This window comes from Collinsella tanakaei (assembly GCF_021531055.1).
Taxonomy (GTDB): Bacteria; Actinomycetota; Coriobacteriia; order Coriobacteriales; family Coriobacteriaceae; genus Collinsella; species Collinsella tanakaei_B.
Genome location: NZ_JADYTL010000002.1, coordinates 108509 through 128423, shown reverse-complemented (window position 1 = coordinate 128423; position 19915 = coordinate 108509). Strand labels below are relative to the sequence as shown.

The window sequence follows — 19915 nt, the reverse complement described above, 5'->3', positions numbered from 1 at the left end:
CAGGAGGAAGTAAGAAATGGCGAATATTGTTGTTTTGTTTGAGGTGAAGCCTACAAAGGCCGGAATGAAGAAATACCTTGACCTTGCGGCTATGTTGAAACCAATGCTTGCCGGATTTGAGGGCTTTATCCGGGCAGAACGGTTTTCCAGTCTGAACGAGGACGGCAAGCTGTTGTCCATGAATGTGTGGACGGACGAGGCAGCCGTAGAGCGCTGGCGGAACGTCATGCAGCACCGTATGAGCCAGAAAGAGGGGCGGGAAAAACTGTTTGAAAGCTATAAAATTACCGTCTGCTCGGAAATCCGTTCCTACACGGACACGGAGCGAGCGCAGGCGCCGCAGGACTCTAATCAGTATTTTAAAATAGAGGGTTGATAATGCAGTACACCAGCCATTATTGTTCCCCCATTGGCGATATTCTTTTAGCCGCAGATGACATCGGCTTAACCGGATTATGGTTCGAGGGACAGAAATACTTCGCGCTTCATCTGGATAAAGAACACGAGGAAAAGGAAATTCCCCTTTTTGAAAAAGGAAAACAGTGGCTGGACATTTACTTTTCGGGAAAAGAGCCGGACTTTACCGTACCGCTACATTTCACAGGCACAGACTTTCAAAATGAGGTATGGGAGATCCTCTGTACCATTCCGTACGGCCAGACGATGACATACGGGGAGATTGCAAAGCAGATCGCCGCTAAGAGAGGGGTATCGCGTATGTCAGCACAGGCCGTGGGCGGCGCGGTAGGTCACAATGAAATTTCAATCATTGTTCCGTGCCATCGTGTCGTAGGCACAAATGGCAGCCTAACAGGTTACGCGGGGGGAATAGATAAAAAGATAAAACTGCTGCAGCTGGAAAAGGCGGATATGGAATCCTTTTTCATGCCAAAAAAAGGAACCGCCTTATAAACCAGGGAAACTCCTGCTCTCGCCGAAGCGCTCAAAAGGTGTCGAGATAAGCAGCTGGCAGGTAGCGAGACGAGCTAATGTCCGCGTCCAATCCAGGCGAAGCAGCCGCCCTTTCTTGAGGAGGCGCGCATGACGACGGATCTCTAGCCGATGACGCCTAACGCTTTCGCTATCGGATGGGAGGACAGGTATGTCGAGAATCAGGGAGATGCTGCCCGGTGAGTACGGGCTGCTGGAAGAGTTCCTGTACCAGGCGATCCACACCGAGCCGGGCGAGCCGCGCCCGCCGCGCTCCGTGACCGCGGACCCGGCGCTGCGCGCCTACGTCGAGGGTTTCGGTCGAACCGGCGACGTTGCCGTCTGCGCCGAGGAGGGCGGCGAGGTCGTGGGAGCGGCCTGGGCGCGCCTCATGCGCGGCTACGGCTTCGCGGGGGACGGCGTGCCGGAGCTCGCCGTCTCCGTCCTATCGGGCCATCGCGGCCGCGGGGTGGGGACCGCCCTGCTCTCCTCCCTCATCGAGCGGTGCTCAGAGCTCGGCTACCCCGCGCTGTCGCTCTCGGTGCAGCGCTCCAACCCCGCCGCGCGCCTCTACGAGCGACTTGGCTTTCAAGAGGTCTCTGGCGACGACGGGGAGGCCGTGATGACGCTCCCGCTCGGCGGGCGTGACGAGAGCGCCCAAGGGGGAGCCCTTCGTCCGAGCTCCGACCGCCTTCATATCCCATAGGGTACGTCGGGGCCGGCGGCACGCCCGGTATAATCGGGGCGTGAGTCCAGCCGAAGGAGACGCGCTATGGATCTCTCGCGCATAGATGCCCGCCTGCTCTCGCGCCCCGGCGCAACCAAGGCCTTCCACGAGAAGTGGGGCTGGATGGTGTACTGGGTGGGCGGCAGGCAGTTCGCCTGCGAGTTCACCGCCTCGCCCGATGCGAAGCCGCCCTACGCGGGGCGCCGTCTGCTGTCGCTCAAGTGCGATCCCGACCGCATTTGCGAGCTGCGCGCCGAGTATCCAGAGGCGGTGCTTCCCGGCTACTATTCCGACGGGCGCACGTGGATTTCGGTCGATCTTGATGCCGATCTGCCGGAAGATCTGGTGCTCGACCTCTGCGATATGAGCTACGAGCTGGTCTTCGCCAAGCTGCCCAAGCGCGTGCGGCGGGAGGTTGCTAGCGGGCTGCCAGCATGAGGAACGGTGCCCCTACCGGATGCCCTTGTAAAGCGTCCACATGCGAACGACCTTGACGGTGTCTTGGAATTGCTTGCCATCAACAGTGATGGGGGTGGCATCGACGAAATAGGCTACGCCACATGCTCACCACTTCGGGGCGGTCTCGTCGATGCAATCCTCGATAGGAATGGCGCGGATGCGGTCGAGGGATGAGGCGCCCATAAGAGAGTCGCTAGTTTTGAAGAACCGCCTGAAGAGGCGCCCGTCTTAATCCTTTAAGACGATCCACTTGCCGCCACGCGCGCCGCCCTCGCGTTCAAGCAGGCCGTCTTTACGCAGTTTTGCCACGATGCGCTCGGCTGAGCGCTTGGAGCAACCGAGTGCCTCTGCCAGTTCGGAGACCGTTCCCGTCGAGTTTTCTGCGAAGAAAGAGAGCGCCTGTCGTCTCTGTATATCCGCTTTTCCGCCCGGATGTGCGAAGGGAAGCAGCGTGTCACGGATAATATCCAGCATGAACAACACGAACGCCTCCGATGAACCGTCGCGGTTCGATTGGGAGAGCGCTGCGTAGTAACCTTGCTGACGTTCTCGGATGACGCTTTCGATGGGCAGCCATGCGAGTACGGGTCGCCACCGGGCCAGAAGCATCGTGTGCCACAACCTGCCCGTTCTGCCGTTTCCGTCGGCGAACGGGTGTATGAACTCGAATTCGTAATGAAAGATACAGGAGGAGAGTAGCGGATGGAGGTCGGTTGAGGAGAGCCATTCGAAGAGGTCGGCGATGACGTTGGGAACATAGCTCGCCGGTGTCCCCGCGTGGATAAGATCGTCCCCATCGAAAACGCCGACGTTATTTGCGCGGAAGCACCCGGCGCCCTCGACAAGCCCTTCCATCATGATGCGATGCGCATGAAGCAGGTCGTCCACACGGTAGGGGTCGAGTGTGGGTGCCAAAGCGTAGGCGCGCTGGGCGTTTTCGACCTCGAGGATGTCCTTGGCGGGACCGAGCGCACGCCTACCGTCCATGATGGCGGTCACTGCTTCCTCTGAGAGCGTGTTTCCTTCGATCATGAGCGACGAGCGGATGGTGCGAATTCGAAGCTTCCGATGCAGCGTCGGGTTGGTGCTGAGCTCAGAGTTCGGATGGAGCGCCCCAACAAGTTCAGCGATTTCAAGGCAAAGGTTGCTGATTTCAGTTGTTAGCTCAAAGGGTGGCGTATAGGCCATGCTTCCTCCTTTTACCGCCACTATTATACCGCCAATGGCGGTAAAACGATTTGAGCTGGGTGAAGCTGCTGTGCCATTACAGATGATGGCGCTCATGTATTCAGAAACGCTCAAGTGCGTCTGTCATTCAGATGAGGAAGGGCGTGGGCGCTTTCTGCTCGACGACACTCAGGACTCTCTCCACTTTTGCGGAGATGTCCCCATGGCGCTCGAGAATGCGTGGCAGAACGCGGATGGAGTCGGGTAGCCGAGAAGCCCTGCGACCTCACCGATAGTGAGACGTTCGTCCTCGAGGAGACGGCAAGCGCGCTCCAGCCTTAGCTGCCGACCGTATGAACCCATGCTCTGCCCGGTCACGTGCCGGAACGTCTCGCAGAGTCGGGAGCGGCTTACATACAGTCTCTTCGCCACGCTATCGATGGATGGCGGCGCATTGCCTGCTTCGATTGCCTCGGAAATGAGTTCCTGTGCGCGCAGCGCGAGCGCTTCCGTTTCGGGTTCGGCAGCAGCAGGGGGGCGGTCCGCCGAAAGCGAGGAAATCAGGGCGGTGACGGTCGACAGGAGTCCCAGTTCGCCGCCGGGATGAAGGGGAGGGCGTGCGGGTATGTCGGCGAGGGCGCGTCTGATGGCGCGCTCGGCGGCTGCACCCCATGCCCCGTCGAACAGGGGGAAGAGCCCCCGGTACTCCCCGGGGTAGCGCCGGTCCAGCTCGTCGAAGAATTCGGGCAGCATGATAATGGATTGCGAGCGATACGTATGCCCCGCAACCAAGCTGCTTGATAGCGAGCGGGGCTCGAGCTCGACGAACGTGGCAAGCTCGGTCAGCGTGTGACAACCGTGGAGCGCGCGTCCGATGGGCCTGATGGCAAGGCCGCAGTCCTTCGAGCAGGCGAGCGCGTCCTCGCCCAGCATGCAGACGCAGGCGTAGGGCCCTAACGACCCTTCGAACAGGGGCATGTCGTTGCATGGCGTGACGTCGTGGCTGAGCACGAGGCAGTACGGTGAGGGCGCGTGGAGCCACATCGTCCCGCGCGCGGCACCGCCTGTGGCGGCTCCCGTCCAGATGCCGCCATGTTGTTCGAGCTGTATGCCAAGTTGCTCCGCTTGCGGTTCGAAGAGCGCGATGAGCTCACGGGGCATGTCCTTCACGCCGATCATCTTGAGGAAACGTCCACCCCTTTTGCGAGTTCGTCTCATTGCAGTTAACCAAGACTAACACAGTACGTACAACATGATACGGTGCACGGGATTGCCAATCAAGAAACCGATAGGTTAGGGGGACGATATGTCTGATTCGCAGGCTGCCACCGCGGGTAACGCGCGCAGCAAGGGCGCCATCGGACGGCTGCTTTCGTTCGCAGGCCCGCGCCGCGCGCTCACCTACATCGGGTGCGCGCTCTCGGCGGCGTCGATGCTCATAAGCTTCGGTCCGTACATCTGCATCTGGCTCGTGGCGCGCGACCTGATAGCCGTGGCGCCCGACTGGAGCGCCGCCACGGGAATCGCCGTCTACGGCTGGTGGGCGTTCGGGCTTTCGGTCGCGAGTATCCTGCTGTACTTCGCGGGACTCATGTGCACGCATCTCGCGGCGTTCCGCTGCGCGTCCAACATGCGCAAACGCACCACGGACCACCTCATGCACGCGAGCTTGGGGTATTTCGATACCCATGCGAGCGGCGCGCTGCGACGTGTCGTGGACGGCTGCGCCGCGGAGACCGAGGGCCTGCTCGCCCACAAGCTGCCGGATACGGCGGGGTCCGTGGCCATGATCCTCGGCATGCTGGCCCTGTTCTTCGTGTTCGATTGGCGGCTCGGTCTTGCGTGCCTGGCGTCGGTGGTCGTTTCGCTCGGCTGCATCTTCTACATGATGGGCGGTCGCGGCATGGACTTCATGACGCGCTACATGGAGTCGCTCGTCAAGATGAACAAGACAGGCACCGAATACGTGCGCGGCATCCCCGTGGTCAAGGTGTTCCAGCAGACAGTCTATTCGTTCAAGGCGTTTCACGACGCCATCGACGAGTTCACCCGCCTCGCGCAGGACTATGCGGTCAAATGGTGCCAGACGCCGCAGTCGCTCTCGCTCACGGTCATCAACGGCGTCGCAATCTTCCTTGTGCCCGCGGCGATTCTGCTCGCCCCGGGCGAGGGGGACTTCGCGCGCTTCGTCGCTAACTTCGCGTTCTACGCGATCTTCGCGGCGGTGATCCCCACCGCGGTCACGCGCGTGATGTTCATGTCCGAGGCCTTCCAGTCCGCAGCTGACGCGGTCTCCCGCGTGGAGGAGGTGCTCGCCGCGCCCGTCATCTCGGCGCCCGCGCACCCCTGCACGCCCCAGGGCAACGCTATCCGCTTCGCGGACGTCTCCTTCACCTACGAGGGCGCGGAGGCGCCCGCGCTCTATCGCGTGAGCTTCGATGTTCCGGCGGGCGCCACCGTGGCGCTCGTGGGGCCCTCCGGCGGCGGCAAGACCACGGCGGCGAGCCTTGTCCCGCGCTTCTGGGATGTCAGCTCTGGGCGTGTTGAGCTCGGCGGCGTGGACGTGCGCGATATGGATCCGCATGACCTCATGGACCGCGTGGCGTTCGTATTTCAGGCGAACAGGCCGTTCAAGCAAACGGTGCTGGAAAACGTGCGCGCTGCGCGCCCCGAAGCGACGCGCGACGAGGTGCTCGCCGCTCTCGAGGCGGCCCAGTGCTCCGACATTCTGGAAAAGCTACCGCAGGGCGTCGACACGCTTGTGGGCACCGGCGGAGCACATCTTTCCGGAGGCGAGGTGCAGCGCCTCATGATCGCCCGCGCGATTTTGAAGGACGCGCCCATCGTGGTGCTCGACGAGGCGACCGCCTTCGCCGATCCTGAGAACGAGGTCAAGATCCAGGCGGCCTTCAGGCGGCTTGCACGTGGACGCGATGGCGAGCCCCGCACGGTGCTCATGATCGCCCACCGTCTCTCCACGGTGCGGAACGCCGACAAGATCGTGGTGCTGGACGCCGGCCGCGTGGTCGAGCAGGGCACGCATGACGAGCTGCTGCGCGCAGGCGGCCTGTACGCCCGCATGTGGGCGGACTACGAGCGGTCCGTGAGCTGGCGCATCACGAGTGCCCAGGAGGTGGAGTAGATGAGTATCCAGGAGAAATACGCCCTCACCGACGAGGGCATGCACAACGTCAAGCTCGGTACCGTGTGGACGGCGGCCTCGAATCTCGTCATCTTCGGCGGGGTGGGCATCATCTATCAGCTTATGGAGGCGCTCGTGGCGCACCTTACGCAAGGCGCACCACTGCCCGCGTCGGCACCCTACGTGCTTGCCGTCGCGGTCTTCGCCGTCGTGCTCTTCGTGACCGAGTACTGGGCCTACTACTACCAGTACGGCGTCATCTACAAGGAGAGCGGCCGGCAGCGCATCGGCCTGGCGGAGCGCCTGCGCAAGCTGCCCCTGGGTTTCTTCGGCCGCCGCGACCTGGCGGACCTCACCGAGACCCTCATGACCGACGTCAAGACCACCGAGCACGCCTACAGCCACGTGTTGCCCGAGCTCTACGGAGCCTACGTCACGCTCGTCGTGGCAGCGGTGGGGCTTTTTGCGTTCGATTGGCGGCTCGCGGTGGCGTCGCTGTGGAGCTGCCCGGTGGGTCTGGCGATCCTGTTCGGCGCGCGCCGCACGCTTCAGCCCATGATGGAGAAGACGCGCATGCGCGGCCTTGCCACCTCTGAGGACATCCAGGAGGCGCTCGAGTGCGTGCGTGAGGTGCGGGCCACCAACCAGGAGGACCGCTACCTCGAGCACATCCACGCCGACGTAGACGCCGCCGAGCGTCAGGCGGCCCGCTCCGAGATCGCCTGCGGCGTCTGCGTGAACGGCGCGCAGATCGTGTTGCGTCTGGGCCTTGCGACGACGGTTCTCGCCGGCGCCGCCTTCATCCTGGAGGGCTCCTGCACGTTCATGACGCTGTTCGCCTTCCTCATCGTGGTGAGTCGCATCTACGCGCCTTTCGACCAGTGCCTCATGCTCATCGCGGAGCTTTTCTCGGCAAAGACGGCGGCGGCGCGCATGAAGAGCTTTTTCGAGGAGCCGCTCGCGCAGGGCTCGGAGGCCTATGATCCGGCAGGCCATGACATCCGCTTCGAGGACGTGTCGTTCTCCTACGGCGGCGGCGAGAAGGTGCTCGACGACGTGACGTTTACCGCGCGCGAGGGCGAGGTCACGGCGCTCGTGGGGCCCTCCGGTTCCGGCAAGTCCACCTGCGCGCGTCTGGCGGCGCGCCTGTGGGATGCCGATGCGGGTCGTGTCACCGTTGGCGGTGTGGATGTGGCTACCATAGACCCGGAGGTCCTGCTGCGCGATTTTGCCGTGGTCTTCCAAGACGTGCTGCTCTTCGACGATACGGTGATGGGCAATATCCGCCTGGGTAGGCGTGGCGCCACCGACGAGGAGGTGCTGGCTGCCGCCCGTGCCGCCAATTGCGACGAGTTCGTGAGCAGGCTGCCGGAAGGCTACGACACGATGATCGGTGAGAACGGCTCCAAGCTCTCCGGTGGTGAGCGGCAGCGCATCTCCATCGCCCGCGCGCTGCTCAAGGATGCGCCGATCGTGTTGCTCGACGAGGCGACGGCGAGCTTGGATGTTGAGAACGAGACGAAGGTCCAGGAGGCGCTCTCCCGGTTGCTCGCCGGCAAGACCGTCATCGTGATCGCCCACCGCATGCGCACGGTTCAGGCGGCGGACAAGATCGTGGTGCTCGAAGGCGGCCGCGTGGCCGAGCAGGGGAGTCCCGCGGAGCTCCTGGCGCGCGACGGACTTTTCGCCCGTATGGTGCGCCTGCAGACCGAGAGCGCGAGCTGGGCGCTGTAGGCGGGCCATCGCTCAATGAATGCGCGGGTTCTGAACGTTGCGGGATTCGATGACGTCCAGAACCCGCATGTTTTCCGATGTATGTTAGGCTTGACTTACTCTAGAGGAGCGCGAGCTCTCGCGGTAGGAGGCGCCATGCCCTTGTTGCACCTGCTTTTGGTTCTCGGCTTCGTCGCTTCGCTTTTGATGTTCGCAGGCGATATGCTGCTTTACTTCACGACCGGAACGTATGATATGGACGGCTCGCTTAGGCCGTATATGCGCATCATGCGCGATATGCCCGCCGGCCGTATCAAAGCGGGGGGTGCGCTCGGCCCCGTTGCCGCGGCGCTCTATGTTGCGGGCTTCGCAGCGCTTCCCTTCACGGCCCAGGGCGCGTATGCATGGCTTGTCTGGATCGCCGCGGCGCTGCTCGCCTTCGCGCTCGTCTGCGGGGGCGCCTATCACGCGCAGTACGTCTATCTCCCCATTATCGCCAGGGCGGGGCGCGAGGATCTCTATGACGAGGTTTCTTCCAACATCATGCTCATCATGCGACTAGCCACCGCCCCGATGTACCTCGGTTTTGTTGTGCTCGGTATTGCCATCGTGCTGGGGCAGACGGTGTTTCCGGCATGGTTCGTGGTCTTCACGCCCATTGTCATGTCGTTTTTCGGGCTCGTGTGGATGCACGTGCCGCAGCCGGCGCGCTGCGTGCTTTTCGGCGGATGGAGCAACCTGGTCTTCACCATCATGTTCGCCGCGATGCTCTTCTTCTTGATGGCTGCCGGTTCGTGAGGCGCCCCGCCCTCAATTCCGCATCGAGCTGTTCTCCGGGAAGCTTTCAGAATGGCCCGGTCGCACGTATGACGCTATGTGTCATGCGCGCGACCGGGCGTTTGGTGGGACGGGGTAAATGCTTGTGCTTAGAGCCGGCAAGCGCTCTTTGCGGCGAGCGCGATGGTGCTCCCGTTGTGCAGCAGCGCGGAGGTCTGGGGCTGGATGATGCCGGCGATACCCGCTGCAAGCAGGGCGGAGTTGATTCCCATGATGGCGGCGAACGAGCGGTCGAGGCGGCCCATGAGCGCGCAGCTCAGCTCGCGGAGGCGCACGACGGCACTCAGGTCGCCCGTTGCGAGCGTGATGTCGGCTACCTCCTGGGCGATGGCGGTGCCTGTGCCCATGGCGATGCCGACATCGGAGGCTGAAAGCGCCGGGGCGTCGTTGACGCCGTCGCCCACCATGATCACGTGTCGTCCCTGGCGCACGAGCTCCTCCACATAGGCGTGCTTGTCCTCGGGAAGGAGGTTGGCGCGAAACTCCGTGATGCCCGCTTCGGCGGAGATGCGGGCGGCGGTGCGCTCGTTGTCGCCGGTGAGCATGATGACGTGGCGTATGCCCTGCGCGCGCAGGGCGGCGACCGCCTCGGATGCGCCGGACTTCAGGGGGTCCTCGATGCCGATGGCGCCTACCAGTTTGCCGTCTTGAGCAAGGTAGAGCGGGGAGAGGCCCTCGAGCTCGCGCTCGACGAGTTCTTCCGTCTCGGGAGAGACGCCGATGTGCTCGTCTTCCATCACGAAATGCCTGCTCCCGATGACGATGCGCTTGCCATCGAGCTCGGAGGCGATGCCGTGTGCCACGATGTAGGCAACTTCGGCATGGCGTTCACGGTGCTCGAGGCTGCGTGCCGCCGCGGCGGCAACTACGGCACGCGCCACAGGATGGGGGAAATGCTCTTCCAAGCAGGCGGATACGCGCAGAACCTCGTCTTGCGTCCAGTGGGGCTCCAAGGCGAGCACCTGCGCCACACGCGGCGTGGCCTCGGTGAGCGTACCCGTCTTGTCGAACACGATGGTGTCGGCGGCGGCGATCGCCTCGAAGTGCTTGGCCCCCTTCACGGTCATACCCTCCTGCGCGCTTTGCCGCATGGCCGCGAGCACGCTGATGGACGAGGTCAGCTTGAGCGCGCACGAGTAGTCGACCATGAGGGCGGCGGAGGACTTGGTGAGGCTGCGGGTCGTTGCCGCGACGATGCCCGCGAGCAGGAAGTTCCATGGCACGAAGCGGTCAGCGAGGTTTTCGCGGCGCGTCTGCACCCCGCTTTTGAGCGCTTCGGACGCCTCGACGAGGCTTACGATGGAGCGCAGTTTGGTCGAGGCGGGCTCGGCGCCCACGCGGATGAGGATCTCGCCTTCCTCCACCGCGGTTCCGGCGAAGACGTCGTCGCCAACAGTGCGCTCCACGGCGAGCGGCTCACCGGTGAGCGCCGCTTGGTTGATAAGGGCGAAGCCGTGCTCCACCACGCCGTCCACGCACACCGGCATACCGGTGCGCGCCACGACGAGGTCGCCCGCGCGGAGGCTCTGCGCGGGCACGATGACCTCTTCGCCATCCTCTAGACGCCGCGCGTTCTGGGGGATCGCCATAAGCGAGCGAATGAGCTCGTGCTCGGATTTCGCGCGGGTCGCCTCCTCGAGCGCATCGCCCAGATCGAGCAGGAACATGGTGCTCGCGGCGGTTTTGGGGTCACGCTTGACGAACGAAAGGCCTATCGCCGAGGCGTCGAGCACCGGTACGTCGAGCTTGCCGCGAGCGAGTGACGCCAGTCCCGCGCGCAAAAACCCAAGGTAGTGCATGGCTGCCCAGATTGTCCGGAGCGCGGGAGGCATGAACCAGCGTCGCAAGAGGTGGGCACCGGCAAGGCGGGCGATGTTGCGGACGACGGGCGTATCGACGGGTGGCAAGGTGCCCGACGTCTGGGCACGTGCGGCGTCAAGCTGCGCGGGCGTGAGCGCATCAAGCCTTCCGAGCAGGGCGGCTTTTGCTAGTTCGCTGCGGCACCAGATGGCAACGGAGCGTATGCGCGGATAGACGCGAACGCGCTCCACGTCGGCCCAAGACGCGAGCATCGGCTCCAAGACGGCAGCGTCGGATACGGAGACGCGGTCGGCAAGGGTCAGCCGTACTCGTCGCGGCAGCTCGTGGTCTATGGTGTACCTCACGGTCTTGTTTACGCTTCCGTGGGGGCAGGCTCGCCGGATTCGACGTCCGACTCTGCTTCGGAACCGTAGGCGGTCTCGTTGAGGTAGGCCGCTTCGGCGACGATATCGTCCACCTCGGCGCGTGCACTCTCGAATGTGTCCTCGCATGCGTGCTTGGCGCGCATTCCTGCGGCGACGGCTTTGACGTAGACGCGTTTGGCGGAGTCACTCGTCAGCATCTTGATGCCGACCGATCCGATAACCACGCCTGCCCCCAGCAACAGACCATGCGTCCCTTTGAGCAATTTCAATGCGCTCATTGCGGCTCCCTTCGTGTGTACCAAAAGTACACCGACTTAAACAAATCCAAGTTTACTTTAGCTCACTTTTCTGAGAAAGAAAGGGGTTTTCTGGGAACGGATTTCTCCGCAAGGATGCGTGCGGGAACATGTTGGTGCCGAGTCGGAACCGGGTTTCGTCCAGAGCCGTTAACTCGACTCATGCTGGATGGAAGGTGATGTCGGTCCGTCGACTTCGATTTACCTCGAGACCGGCTTTCTCGAGAAACTCGAGTACGGTTTCCGCGCCTACTACGAGAAGGTGGGGCCGGGCGCGGCGCAGTTCCTTCGGGATGCCATCCATGCATGCGCATGATGGTGCGTTCGAACCTCTTCTGGTCGAAACCTCCCTCCGTGTCAGATAATGGATTTGATGCCAATCGGTAAGAACGGGGGAGAGCATGTCCTATTGCGATTGGGATACCGTCGACGAGCTCTGCCTGCGCTACCACGATGAGGAGTGGGGCGTGCCCCTGCACGACGACCGCGGGCAGTTCGAGTTCCTCTCGCTCGAGGTTATTCAGTGCGGTCTCAATTGGACCATGATGCTGCTCAAGCGCGAGGTGTTTCGTACGTGCTTTGCGGGCTTTGACTTTGACACCGTCGCGGCGTTTGGCTCGGAGGACGTCGAGCGAATCCTTGCGACACCGGGGATGATCCGCTCACGCCGCAAGATCGAGGCCATCATCAACAACGCTTGCTGCTTCCAGCGCGTGCGCGCGGAGTTCGGCAGCTTCGACGCGTACCTCTGGGGCTTCTCGGACGGCAAGACGATTCTCTATAACGGGTGGTCATGGTGGCGCTTTTCTTCCGCGCCATTGGCAACGCGTTTCACACGCCGGCATTCCAGGCGCTTACGCCGCTCCTAGCTCCGCCCGAGCACCTCACGCGGCTCGCGGGCGTGACGCAGGCGGTTCAGTCGGGCGGCTACATCTTGGGAACGGCGATTGCGGCGATCATCTACCCGCTATGGGGACTCACCGCCATGATCGCGTTCGATGTGGCGGGCGCGCTGTTCGCCACCGCAGCGATTGTCGCGGCGCGGCTCGATGTGGGCGGGGCGGCGGCAGATGGTTCCACCGGGGTATCTTCCGATGCGGTCGGCCTACTCGCCCAAGCGCGCTCCCTCGCCTCCGAGACGGCTGCGGGCTATCGCGTCTTGCGCTGCTACCGCGGTCTATTCGCGCTTCTGTGGAGCGGATTTGCCTTCACGCTCGTGCTCTCACCCATCTCCGCGCTCTTTCCCATCATGACGCTCGATTACTTCGGTGGTACCACCGGCGATGTAGCGACGGCGGAGATCGTGTTCTCGGTAGGAATGATCGTGGGCTCCGCACGCTTGCCTCATGGGGCGGGTTCAAGAACCGCACGCTTACGGTGGTGGCGACGACGGCTCTCTATGGGGCGGCGACGCTCGGGGTGGGCATGCTCGGTGCGATCGGGTTTCTGCTCTTTCTTGTTGCGAGCTTCCTCATGGGACTGAGCTCGCCATTTTATTCCGGCCCGCAAACGGCGCTCATGCAGGAGAAGATACCGCCCGAGTTTCTCGGCCGCGTATTTGGCCTGTACGGAGCCATCATGTCATGGGCGCTGCCGCTCGGCCTCGCCGGATCATCGCTTTTTGCAGATGTCGTTGGGGCTCCGGCTTGGTTTGTGGGCGCGGGGACGTCGATGGTTGTGCTTGCCGTGATCACATGGATGATTCCAAGCATTCGGCATATCGATGATGCTCTTCGACGGCACGGCGTACGCCCTGCACCGCCTCAGGCGAGCTGCTCATGCACGGTGGCTCGAATCCGCTTGGTTTGACGGAATGTCACACCTTGGGAATCTGGTACCTGCTGCTAGGGTTCAAGCGCTCCGCGTAAGGTTGTCGCAAGGTTTACGGGGTATGCTTGACTCAGGCGGCTGTGACGATGCTTCTGGGGGCGCGTGATGATTGAGAGCGTATCGCAGTATCGGGTATTGCTGATCGACGATGATGGGGACCTGACGCGCCTGCTCGCCGATGAGCTTGCGCGCGAGGGGTTTGGCGCTGTGCGCAGCTCCTGCGGTGAGGAAGGACTTGCCGCGCTTGCGGGGCGGGAGTTCCAGCTCGTTGTCCTCGATATGATGCTGCCCGGGCTGTCCGGCGAGCAGGTGCTCGAACGGATTCGACAGGTAAGCGACGTGCCGGTGCTCATCTTGACCGCGCGCGACGAGCACGACCTCTTGGTGCGGATGCTGCGCGCCGGGGCAGATGACTACCTCATGAAGCCGTTTTACCCCGACGAGTTTCTCGCGCGCGTCTACGCCTTGGTGCGCCGCTATGCGGGTTGGCGCACGCTGGGGGCTGCGGCGTCCTTTCATGGGCAGCCTGCGGAAGCGGGCCTTGTGGTCGACCCAGCGCGCCGCCGCGTTGCGGTGGGCGGGACGGAGCTCGCCCTCACGCGCCGCGAGTTCGACGTGCTCATCACGCTTGCGGCGCATCCCGGCGTCGTGCGAACCAAGGCGCAGCTGCTCGATGCGGTGTGGGGAGACGAAGCGCAGGTCGATGGCGAGGTGGTGACGGTTGCGGTGAGCCGACTGCGTCGCGCGCTCGCAGGCGCGGGCGTGCCCGACGCGATCGAGACGCTGCGCGGCATCGGGTACCGGTTTGCCCGCACGGCACGCGTTGCGGTTCTTCCTTCCGGCGAGGGGCGAGGCCGGTGACGCCGCTTGCGTGGGCGCTCGGCGCCCTGTGCGCTCTGCTGGCAACGGCGACTGCGGTGCTTGCGGCGTGCCTGTATCGGGCGCATCAGCAGGCGAAGGCGCTCGCCGCTACGCTTGCAGAGGTCGCCGTGGGCAACGGCAACCGTCGCCTTCTGGCCCGCCCCGGTGACGTGCTGGCGCCAGCGGTCTTTGCCGCTAACGGGGTGGTGGCGAGCTACGAGCAGCGTTTGACGGAGCTGGCGCGGCATGAGGCTGCAGGCCAGCGTGTGATGGCAAGTTTGTCGCACGATGTGCGCACGCCGCTTACCTCGCTCATAGGCTACCTCGATGCGCTCGAGCGGCGCTTTGCGGGCGAGCTCGGCACGGATGCTGGTGCCTATGTGGCAACGGCGGTTGCCAAGGCGCGCGACCTCAAACGGTATACCGACGAGCTCTTCGAGTATTGCCGGCTGGAGGCGGGTGAGTTTCCGCTTGCCGTTGCGGAGTTCGACGTTGCCGAGGAGGTGCGGCGCATTCTGGCGGGCTGGGTCGTGCGCTTCGAGGAAGCGGGGGTTGAGCTGGTGGCAGACATCCCTGATGGCCCGTGCTGCGCTCTGGCGGATGCGCGCGCCCTCGAACGGATCGTCTCGAACGTGCTGGGCAACGCGCTCGAGCATGCGCGGGCGCGCCAAGTGACGGTCTCGTTGCAGCGCGCGGGCGCCGGCCTTGTAACGATTCAGGTCGCAGATGATGGCGTCGGCATCGCGCCGCATGACTGCGCGCACATTTTTGAGAGGCTCTACACAGCCGATGCATCGCGACGGTCGGGCTCGGGTCTCGGTCTTTCCATCGCCCGCGAACTCGCGCGCGCCGGAGGCGGCGACATCATGGTTGCGAGCTGCGTAGGGAAGGGTACGACGTTTCGCATCGTGCTCCCGCATCTACCTGAGACGCCGCGCGGTTGAGCTCCGCAGGGCGAACGCGACGTTCGATGTTACCGTGCCGCGCGTGGGTGCCGCGCGGAATGCATCCGTCAACGCGCACCCTGCATGCCGGGAAGCTCGGTCGAAAGCGCCCAACCTTTCAAAAGCGTTAGCTTGCATGCGTTTCTCCGCAAGGTTGCCGTAAGACCGGTGCCCGAGAATCTTCTTGTACGCACAGATGCGTGACAAGGAGGTTTGTATGGCACAGCATGCACGACGGGTGGCTTCGAGTGGCCGTCGGTTTAAAGCGGCGAACGACCTGGTGATCGAGACGCACGGGCTTACGAAGGTCTACGGCGAGCAGCGCTCGGTCGATGGCATCGACCTGCACGTGCGGCGTGGGCGCATCTACGGGCTGCTCGGTCGCAACGGCGCGGGCAAGACCACCACGATGAAGGTGCTCTTGGGGCTCACGTCGCCCACGGCGGGGGAGGCGAAGGTGTTCGGGCTCTCGATGCCCAGCCATGCCGCGGAGGTGCTGCCGCGTGTGGGCTCGCTCATCGAGAGCCCGGGGTTCTACCCCAATCTCACCGGTACCGAGAACCTGCGCATCTTCGCGCGGCTGCGCGGCATCCCCGGACCCGATGCGGTGATGCGGGCGCTCGAGGTCGTGGGGCTGCCCTACCGCGACAAGAAGCTTTTCAGCCAGTATTCGCTCGGCATGAAGCAGCGGCTTGCCATCGCGCTCGCCATCATGCACGATCCGGAGCTGCTCATCTTGGACGAACCTATCAACGGTCTTGATCCCATCGGCATCGCCGAGGTGCGCGCGTTCATCAAGCGGCTCTCCACCGAGCAGGGCAAGACCATCATCGTGTCGAGTCACATCCTCTCCGAGATCGAGCTTCTGGCCGACGATATCGGCATCATCGACCACGGTCATCTGCTTGAGGAGGAGAGCCTGGGCGATCTTGAGGAGAAGAACACCCGCTACCTGCGTCTCAAGGTGGGCGATACGGGGCGCGCGGCGCTCGTGCTCGACCGGCATGTTGCGGCGGGTGCCTACCGCATCTTGCGCGATGGCGAGATTCGCGTGTTCGACACGACGCTCGCCGTGGAGTCGCTCGTGGCGGAGCTCGTCGCCGAGGCTGTGGGCGTACGCGAGGTGACGCTCTACGAAGCGACGCTCGAGGATTACTTCAAGCGGGTCACGGGAGGTGAGGGCATTGCCTAGCACGCGTTCAAGTGGCACAGGGCGCCCGACAGTTGCCAACCCGTATCGCACGCCTGTCTCGGCGTCGGGCATCGCCACGCTCGTAGCCTGCGAGTTCGCCAAGCTCAAGCGCAAGAAGCTCGTGCTTGCGGTGCTCGCGCTGGCGCTCCTCTTCCCGTTGCCGCTCACGGCGGTCATGTCGCGCGACCAGCAGGTCTTCTTGCAGCTCTTCTCAGCAAACGTGTATTTCAGCGAGCTGCTCTTCCATCCGGCGGTGCTCGGTGTGGTGGCGGTGATGCTCTTCTTCCAAGAGGAGGACAATGGCACCATGAAGAACCTGCTCGCCGTGCCTATTTCGCGCTCGCGGCTGCTTGCGGCGAAGCTTATATGCATCTTCATCCTGTCGATGGCCTACTCGCTCATGAACCTCGCGGGATCGCTCGTGGGCGGACTCATCGTCAACGTCTACTCCGACGTGTCGCTTGCGTGCGCGCTCGCCTTCGGGGTGGGTGTGCTGATCTTCCTCGCGACGCTGCCCGTGATCGTGGTGCTCGTTGCGATGAACCGCGGCTACGTGTTCACCATCATCGCGATCGTACTCTACGCGCTCATCGGGTGGATGATCTGGTACGTGAACATCCGGGGCGTGCCCATGCCGCTCGCGCTCCTACCCGTGCCGCTCGTGGGAACTTGGTTTCTCGGCGTGGTGCAGCACGCATCGTTTCTGGGGTATCTCGGTGAGCTGTTGGCGCTGCCGTTTTCGCCCGTCGTGGCCGCAGTGCTGCTCGTTGCCGAAGGCGCTATATGTTGCGCCGCTGCGGTGTGGCTCTATGGTCGGGCGCGGGAGTAGGAGGTTCACATGGGTGCGCTCATTCTGTGCGAGTTCATGAAGCTCAAGCGTTACAACGTGTTGTGGTTCGGCGCGGTGACCGTGGTGCTGGGTGCGGCGTATGCGGCCTCGACGAGCCTTTTTGACGGGGCGTGCACCTACGCCGATTACGTCTCGAACCTTATCTGGGCAAACTTCTCCTACATCATGCCGTTCACCGTCACGCTCATCGGCGGCTTCATCATCGATCGCGAGTATACGGACGATACGCTGAAATCGCTCTTCTGCGTTCCGGTGAGCTGGCGGCGCCTGCTTGCCGCGAAGCTCGTTGTTGCATGGCTCGCCGCCATCGCGTTCGGGGTGTTTAGCCTCCTGTGCTCGGTGACGTTGTCGGTTGCATGGGTGCATCCGGCGGATTTCACGGCGGCGACGCTCGTGCGCGGGGCGGCGCAGATCATCGGCTTGAATGCGCTGCAGTTCCTGGCGCTCGCGCCTATCATCGCGCTCTTTGCCCGGTGGCGCGGCAAGTTCTTCATCGGGGTGCTCGTTGCCTTCTGCTACGGCTTTGTGGGCATCTTCGTCGCTGGTCAAAACCTCGCCGACGTGTACCCGCCCTCGGCAGCGTTTGGACTCATCGGTTACGTGCCAATCGATGGGTCGGGCATCGTTTCGTATAACCCGGTCGTCGGCGCGGCGGTGCTTGCCGTGTGCGTGGCGGTGACGGTAGCGATCGCCTGCTGCTCGGTTCCCGACGGTGGTGGCAAGGCACGGAGCGGTCGCCAACGCGTCTCGCGCGGCCGGCGCGCGCGGTAGGCCCGCGCAGGCATCCCCGTCGCGTAACGTGCTGGCGAACCCATCCTGCAGGGCGTTTGCCTCGATCAAGGTGGTCAGGTCAACGGAGCTGAGGGGCGCGATGCCATATGGCAGCTGGGGATGCTGCTCGGTCCCCGACGGCATCGCCAAGGTCATTTGCGGCATTGCCCAAGGAATTTGCTCGCGCTAAGCCCCAACATGAGGAACAATAGCTGGTGATACAGGCTTCCCTACGCAAGGAGGCGGGCATGATCGGCGATAAGCTCGCGGCGCTCCGACGCCGAGCCGGCATGAGCCAGCAAGAGGTGGCGTCTGCCATCGGTACGTCGCGTCAAACGATCAGCAACTGGGAGCTGGGTCAGGGGTCGCCCGCGCTCGACAAGGCCGCGGAGCTCGCCCGGCTTTACGGTGTCACCTTGGACGATTTGGTGAGCGACGAGGTGGACGTGGTGAGCTCGGGCGGGCAGAGGCGCACGTGCGACATCCATGTGCCGCGCGCGTTCATTGGTCGCACGGTCACGGTGGCGTACGCGGGTGATGGGAGCGCCCTGCTCGACGCCGAGGTGCTCGACGTTTCCGATGGCTGGCTGCGCGTGGCCTGCACGGTCAAGCGCCCTCGCCTGGGGTCGCTCAAGGTCGATGAGGAGCGTGTCGTCCGCCTGATCGACCTGCGCGATATCGACGGCATCGCGACGACGGGAGTGTGAGCCATGGATACGTTTTACCAAGTCATCACCATGCTGACCTTCGGCTTCGTCATCGCACTCTATGTGTGGATGCCCACGAAGCGCGACCTGCGCCGCCTGGCAGCGCGCGAGGGTGCTCTTTCGAGCGGCTTGCGCGAGCAGCTCAAGCGGCGGCGGGGCACCTCGTGCAAGCTCATGCTCGACGAAGCCAATCCCGCCGTCGGCTCTGCGGTGCTCGACGGGACCGTTGTCGATGTGGATGACGAGTGGGTGCTCGTGGAGCGCCCGTTCAAGCAGGGAGATGGCACGCAGTTCGTTGCCGTGCGCTTGGAGGGCATCTCCAGCATCGAGGAGTAGGTGCACCGAGAGCGCTTCCAGCGAGGATCCAGTACCTGGTGCCGGATTCTCATAATCACAAGGTAATGCATCAGCTCCGCACCTTCGTACGCGTCCGAAGGGCAGGACGGAAGCCGGGCATGCGCAGGCATCGCATCATGGAGTATCTCGTTTCTTGATATAGACGAACATATGTTCTATACTATGAACGCGCTATTGACACTAGTAACGCGAGGCGATACTATGATACGGTCGTTCAAAGATGCGGATGCGGAGAGACTTGCCAATGGGTTCCGCGTACCGCGGTTTGCGGCATTCGAGCGCGTTGCCCTGCGCAAGGTGCGGCAGCTACAGGTTGCGCAGCTGCTCTCGGATTTGCGTGTTCCTCCGGGAAATCGATTGGAAGCGTTGGCGGGTGATAGGGATGGACAGTACAGCATTCGCATCAACGACCAGTACAGAATCTGCTTCCGCTGGGTCGAGGGAGGTGTCGAAGATGTCGAGATCGTCGACTATCACTGAGCAACGGAAGAGCGACAGCTTGCTTACCCCTGTTACTCCGGGGGAGCTCCTTAAAGAAGAGTTTCTTGACCCCATGGGAATCTCCCAGTATCGCCTAGCGAAGGAGACGGGCATCCCTGCGCAGCGCATCGGACAGATCGTGCTAGGACGGCGCTCTGTTACCGCGGACACCGATCTTCGGCTGTGCCGCTTCTTCGGGCTCTCTGATGGATACTGGCTTCGCGCTCAGGCGGCATACGACATCGAGGCTGCTCGGCGTAAGCTAGAGCCTGAGCTTAAGAAGATCAAGCCCTGGTCGCAGGTTGCCGCTGTTCTCTAATGGGCCGATTCGGCGCCCGTATCCTGCGCGACGCAATCCGTGCCTGATCGTGATGCGGGTATAGAGGTAAGGCTCTCCCGGTACCCATATCGTGGCGATGCCATTACGTTCGCCATATCTGCGAGTAGGGTGTCTGCTTCCCATGCG

Annotated in this window: 23 protein-coding genes; 19 read left to right on the top strand and 4 right to left on the bottom strand. The window is 63.2% G+C overall.

Annotated features, from left to right (window positions below; translation table 11 throughout):
* The first annotated feature begins 16 nt into the window (after nucleotides 1-16).
* From I6E04_RS02700 to I6E04_RS02685, 4 genes are all read left to right on the top strand, one after another.
* Nucleotides 17-376 carry an antibiotic biosynthesis monooxygenase family protein gene (locus tag I6E04_RS02700; protein ID WP_235421632.1) on the top strand — a complete coding sequence of 120 codons (360 nt, stop codon included), beginning with the start codon at nucleotides 17-19 and terminating at the stop codon, nucleotides 374-376.
* A gap of 2 nt (nucleotides 377-378) precedes the next feature.
* Nucleotides 379-912, top strand: coding sequence for a methylated-DNA--[protein]-cysteine S-methyltransferase (locus I6E04_RS02695; protein ID WP_235421631.1), 534 nt, complete (start codon nucleotides 379-381; stop codon nucleotides 910-912).
* 190 nt (nucleotides 913-1102) lie between these two features.
* The gene (locus I6E04_RS02690) at nucleotides 1103-1636 is read left to right on the top strand and encodes a GNAT family N-acetyltransferase (RefSeq protein ID WP_235421630.1); all 534 of its coding nucleotides are present in this window, start codon (nucleotides 1103-1105) and stop codon (nucleotides 1634-1636) included.
* A gap of 66 nt (nucleotides 1637-1702) precedes the next feature.
* A complete protein-coding gene (locus I6E04_RS02685) occupies nucleotides 1703-2095 on the top strand; it encodes an MmcQ/YjbR family DNA-binding protein (protein ID WP_235421629.1) in 393 nt (130 codons plus the stop codon).
* A 249-nt stretch (nucleotides 2096-2344) separates the two neighbouring features.
* Here the strand turns inward: I6E04_RS02685 and I6E04_RS02680 are convergent, their stop codons facing one another.
* On the bottom strand, nucleotides 2345-3304 hold the full coding sequence (locus I6E04_RS02680) for a Fic family protein (RefSeq protein WP_235421628.1): 960 nt from the start codon (nucleotides 3302-3304) through the stop codon (nucleotides 2345-2347).
* 168 nt (nucleotides 3305-3472) lie between these two features.
* The gene (locus I6E04_RS02675) at nucleotides 3473-4462 is read right to left on the bottom strand and encodes a helix-turn-helix domain-containing protein (protein ID WP_235421627.1); all 990 of its coding nucleotides are present in this window, start codon (nucleotides 4460-4462) and stop codon (nucleotides 3473-3475) included.
* A 127-nt stretch (nucleotides 4463-4589) separates the two neighbouring features.
* On the opposite strand from I6E04_RS02675, the gene I6E04_RS02670 reads away from it, so the two are divergent.
* From I6E04_RS02670 to I6E04_RS02660, 3 genes are read left to right on the top strand one after another with little or no spacing between them, the layout of a single operon-like run.
* On the top strand, nucleotides 4590-6425 hold the full coding sequence (locus I6E04_RS02670; protein ID WP_235421626.1) for an ABC transporter ATP-binding protein: 1836 nt from the start codon (nucleotides 4590-4592) through the stop codon (nucleotides 6423-6425).
* Nucleotides 6426-8159: an ABC transporter ATP-binding protein gene (locus I6E04_RS02665; RefSeq protein ID WP_235421625.1), complete on the top strand. Its 1734-nt coding sequence runs from the start codon at nucleotides 6426-6428 to the stop codon at nucleotides 8157-8159.
* 15 nt (nucleotides 8160-8174) lie between these two features.
* Entirely contained in the window at nucleotides 8175-8936 is a 762-nt protein-coding gene (locus tag I6E04_RS02660; protein WP_328225336.1) for a DUF6796 family protein, read from the top strand.
* Nucleotides 8937-9064: 128 nt separating this feature from the next.
* On the opposite strand, the gene I6E04_RS02655 is transcribed toward I6E04_RS02660, so the two are convergent.
* Nucleotides 9065-11140 carry a heavy metal translocating P-type ATPase gene (locus I6E04_RS02655; protein WP_235421623.1) on the bottom strand — a complete coding sequence of 692 codons (2076 nt, stop codon included), beginning with the start codon at nucleotides 11138-11140 and terminating at the stop codon, nucleotides 9065-9067.
* 8 nt (nucleotides 11141-11148) lie between these two features.
* Nucleotides 11149-11439, bottom strand: coding sequence for a DUF6110 family protein (locus I6E04_RS02650; protein WP_235421622.1), 291 nt, complete (start codon nucleotides 11437-11439; stop codon nucleotides 11149-11151).
* Nucleotides 11440-11626: 187 nt separating this feature from the next.
* Here I6E04_RS02650 and I6E04_RS09930 point away from each other — a divergent pair, with 187 nt between their 5' ends.
* The 12 genes from I6E04_RS09930 (at nucleotide 11627) to I6E04_RS02595 (ending at nucleotide 19768) form a co-directional block, all read left to right on the top strand.
* Nucleotides 11627-11773 (top strand): TipAS antibiotic-recognition domain-containing protein, encoded by a 147-nt coding sequence (locus I6E04_RS09930; RefSeq protein WP_289614661.1) that lies wholly within the window; start codon nucleotides 11627-11629, stop codon nucleotides 11771-11773.
* An 85-nt stretch (nucleotides 11774-11858) separates the two neighbouring features.
* Nucleotides 11859-12326 carry a DNA-3-methyladenine glycosylase I gene (locus I6E04_RS02645; protein WP_235421621.1) on the top strand — a complete coding sequence of 156 codons (468 nt, stop codon included), beginning with the start codon at nucleotides 11859-11861 and terminating at the stop codon, nucleotides 12324-12326.
* Nucleotides 12251-12940 (top strand): MFS transporter, encoded by a 690-nt coding sequence (locus tag I6E04_RS02640; protein ID WP_235421620.1) that lies wholly within the window; start codon nucleotides 12251-12253, stop codon nucleotides 12938-12940. Before I6E04_RS02645 ends, I6E04_RS02640 begins: the two co-directional genes overlap by 76 nt.
* A 452-nt stretch (nucleotides 12941-13392) precedes the next feature.
* A complete protein-coding gene (locus I6E04_RS02635) occupies nucleotides 13393-14148 on the top strand; it encodes a response regulator transcription factor (RefSeq protein ID WP_235421619.1) in 756 nt (251 codons plus the stop codon).
* Entirely contained in the window at nucleotides 14145-15092 is a 948-nt protein-coding gene (locus tag I6E04_RS02630) for a sensor histidine kinase (RefSeq protein ID WP_235421618.1), read from the top strand. The genes I6E04_RS02635 and I6E04_RS02630 overlap by 4 nt, the downstream gene beginning before the upstream one ends.
* A 217-nt stretch (nucleotides 15093-15309) precedes the next feature.
* On the top strand, nucleotides 15310-16284 hold the full coding sequence (locus I6E04_RS02625; RefSeq protein ID WP_235421617.1) for an ABC transporter ATP-binding protein: 975 nt from the start codon (nucleotides 15310-15312) through the stop codon (nucleotides 16282-16284).
* A complete protein-coding gene (locus tag I6E04_RS02620; protein WP_235421616.1) occupies nucleotides 16277-17113 on the top strand; it encodes an ABC transporter permease in 837 nt (278 codons plus the stop codon). Before I6E04_RS02625 ends, I6E04_RS02620 begins: the two co-directional genes overlap by 8 nt.
* Nucleotides 17114-17122: 9 nt before the next feature.
* Nucleotides 17123-17905 carry an ABC transporter permease gene (locus tag I6E04_RS02615; RefSeq protein ID WP_235421615.1) on the top strand — a complete coding sequence of 261 codons (783 nt, stop codon included), beginning with the start codon at nucleotides 17123-17125 and terminating at the stop codon, nucleotides 17903-17905.
* Nucleotides 17906-18153: 248 nt separating this feature from the next.
* Nucleotides 18154-18612 (top strand): helix-turn-helix transcriptional regulator, encoded by a 459-nt coding sequence (locus I6E04_RS02610; RefSeq protein ID WP_235421614.1) that lies wholly within the window; start codon nucleotides 18154-18156, stop codon nucleotides 18610-18612.
* Between the two features lie 3 nt (nucleotides 18613-18615).
* Nucleotides 18616-18948 (top strand): hypothetical protein, encoded by a 333-nt coding sequence (locus I6E04_RS02605; protein WP_235421613.1) that lies wholly within the window; start codon nucleotides 18616-18618, stop codon nucleotides 18946-18948.
* Between the two features lie 222 nt (nucleotides 18949-19170).
* The gene (locus I6E04_RS02600; RefSeq protein WP_235421612.1) at nucleotides 19171-19449 is read left to right on the top strand and encodes a type II toxin-antitoxin system RelE/ParE family toxin; all 279 of its coding nucleotides are present in this window, start codon (nucleotides 19171-19173) and stop codon (nucleotides 19447-19449) included.
* Complete coding sequence (locus I6E04_RS02595; RefSeq protein WP_268830296.1) at nucleotides 19424-19768, top strand: HigA family addiction module antitoxin; 345 nt, start codon at nucleotides 19424-19426, stop codon at nucleotides 19766-19768. Before I6E04_RS02600 ends, I6E04_RS02595 begins: the two co-directional genes overlap by 26 nt.
* Nucleotides 19769-19915 lie beyond the last annotated feature (147 nt).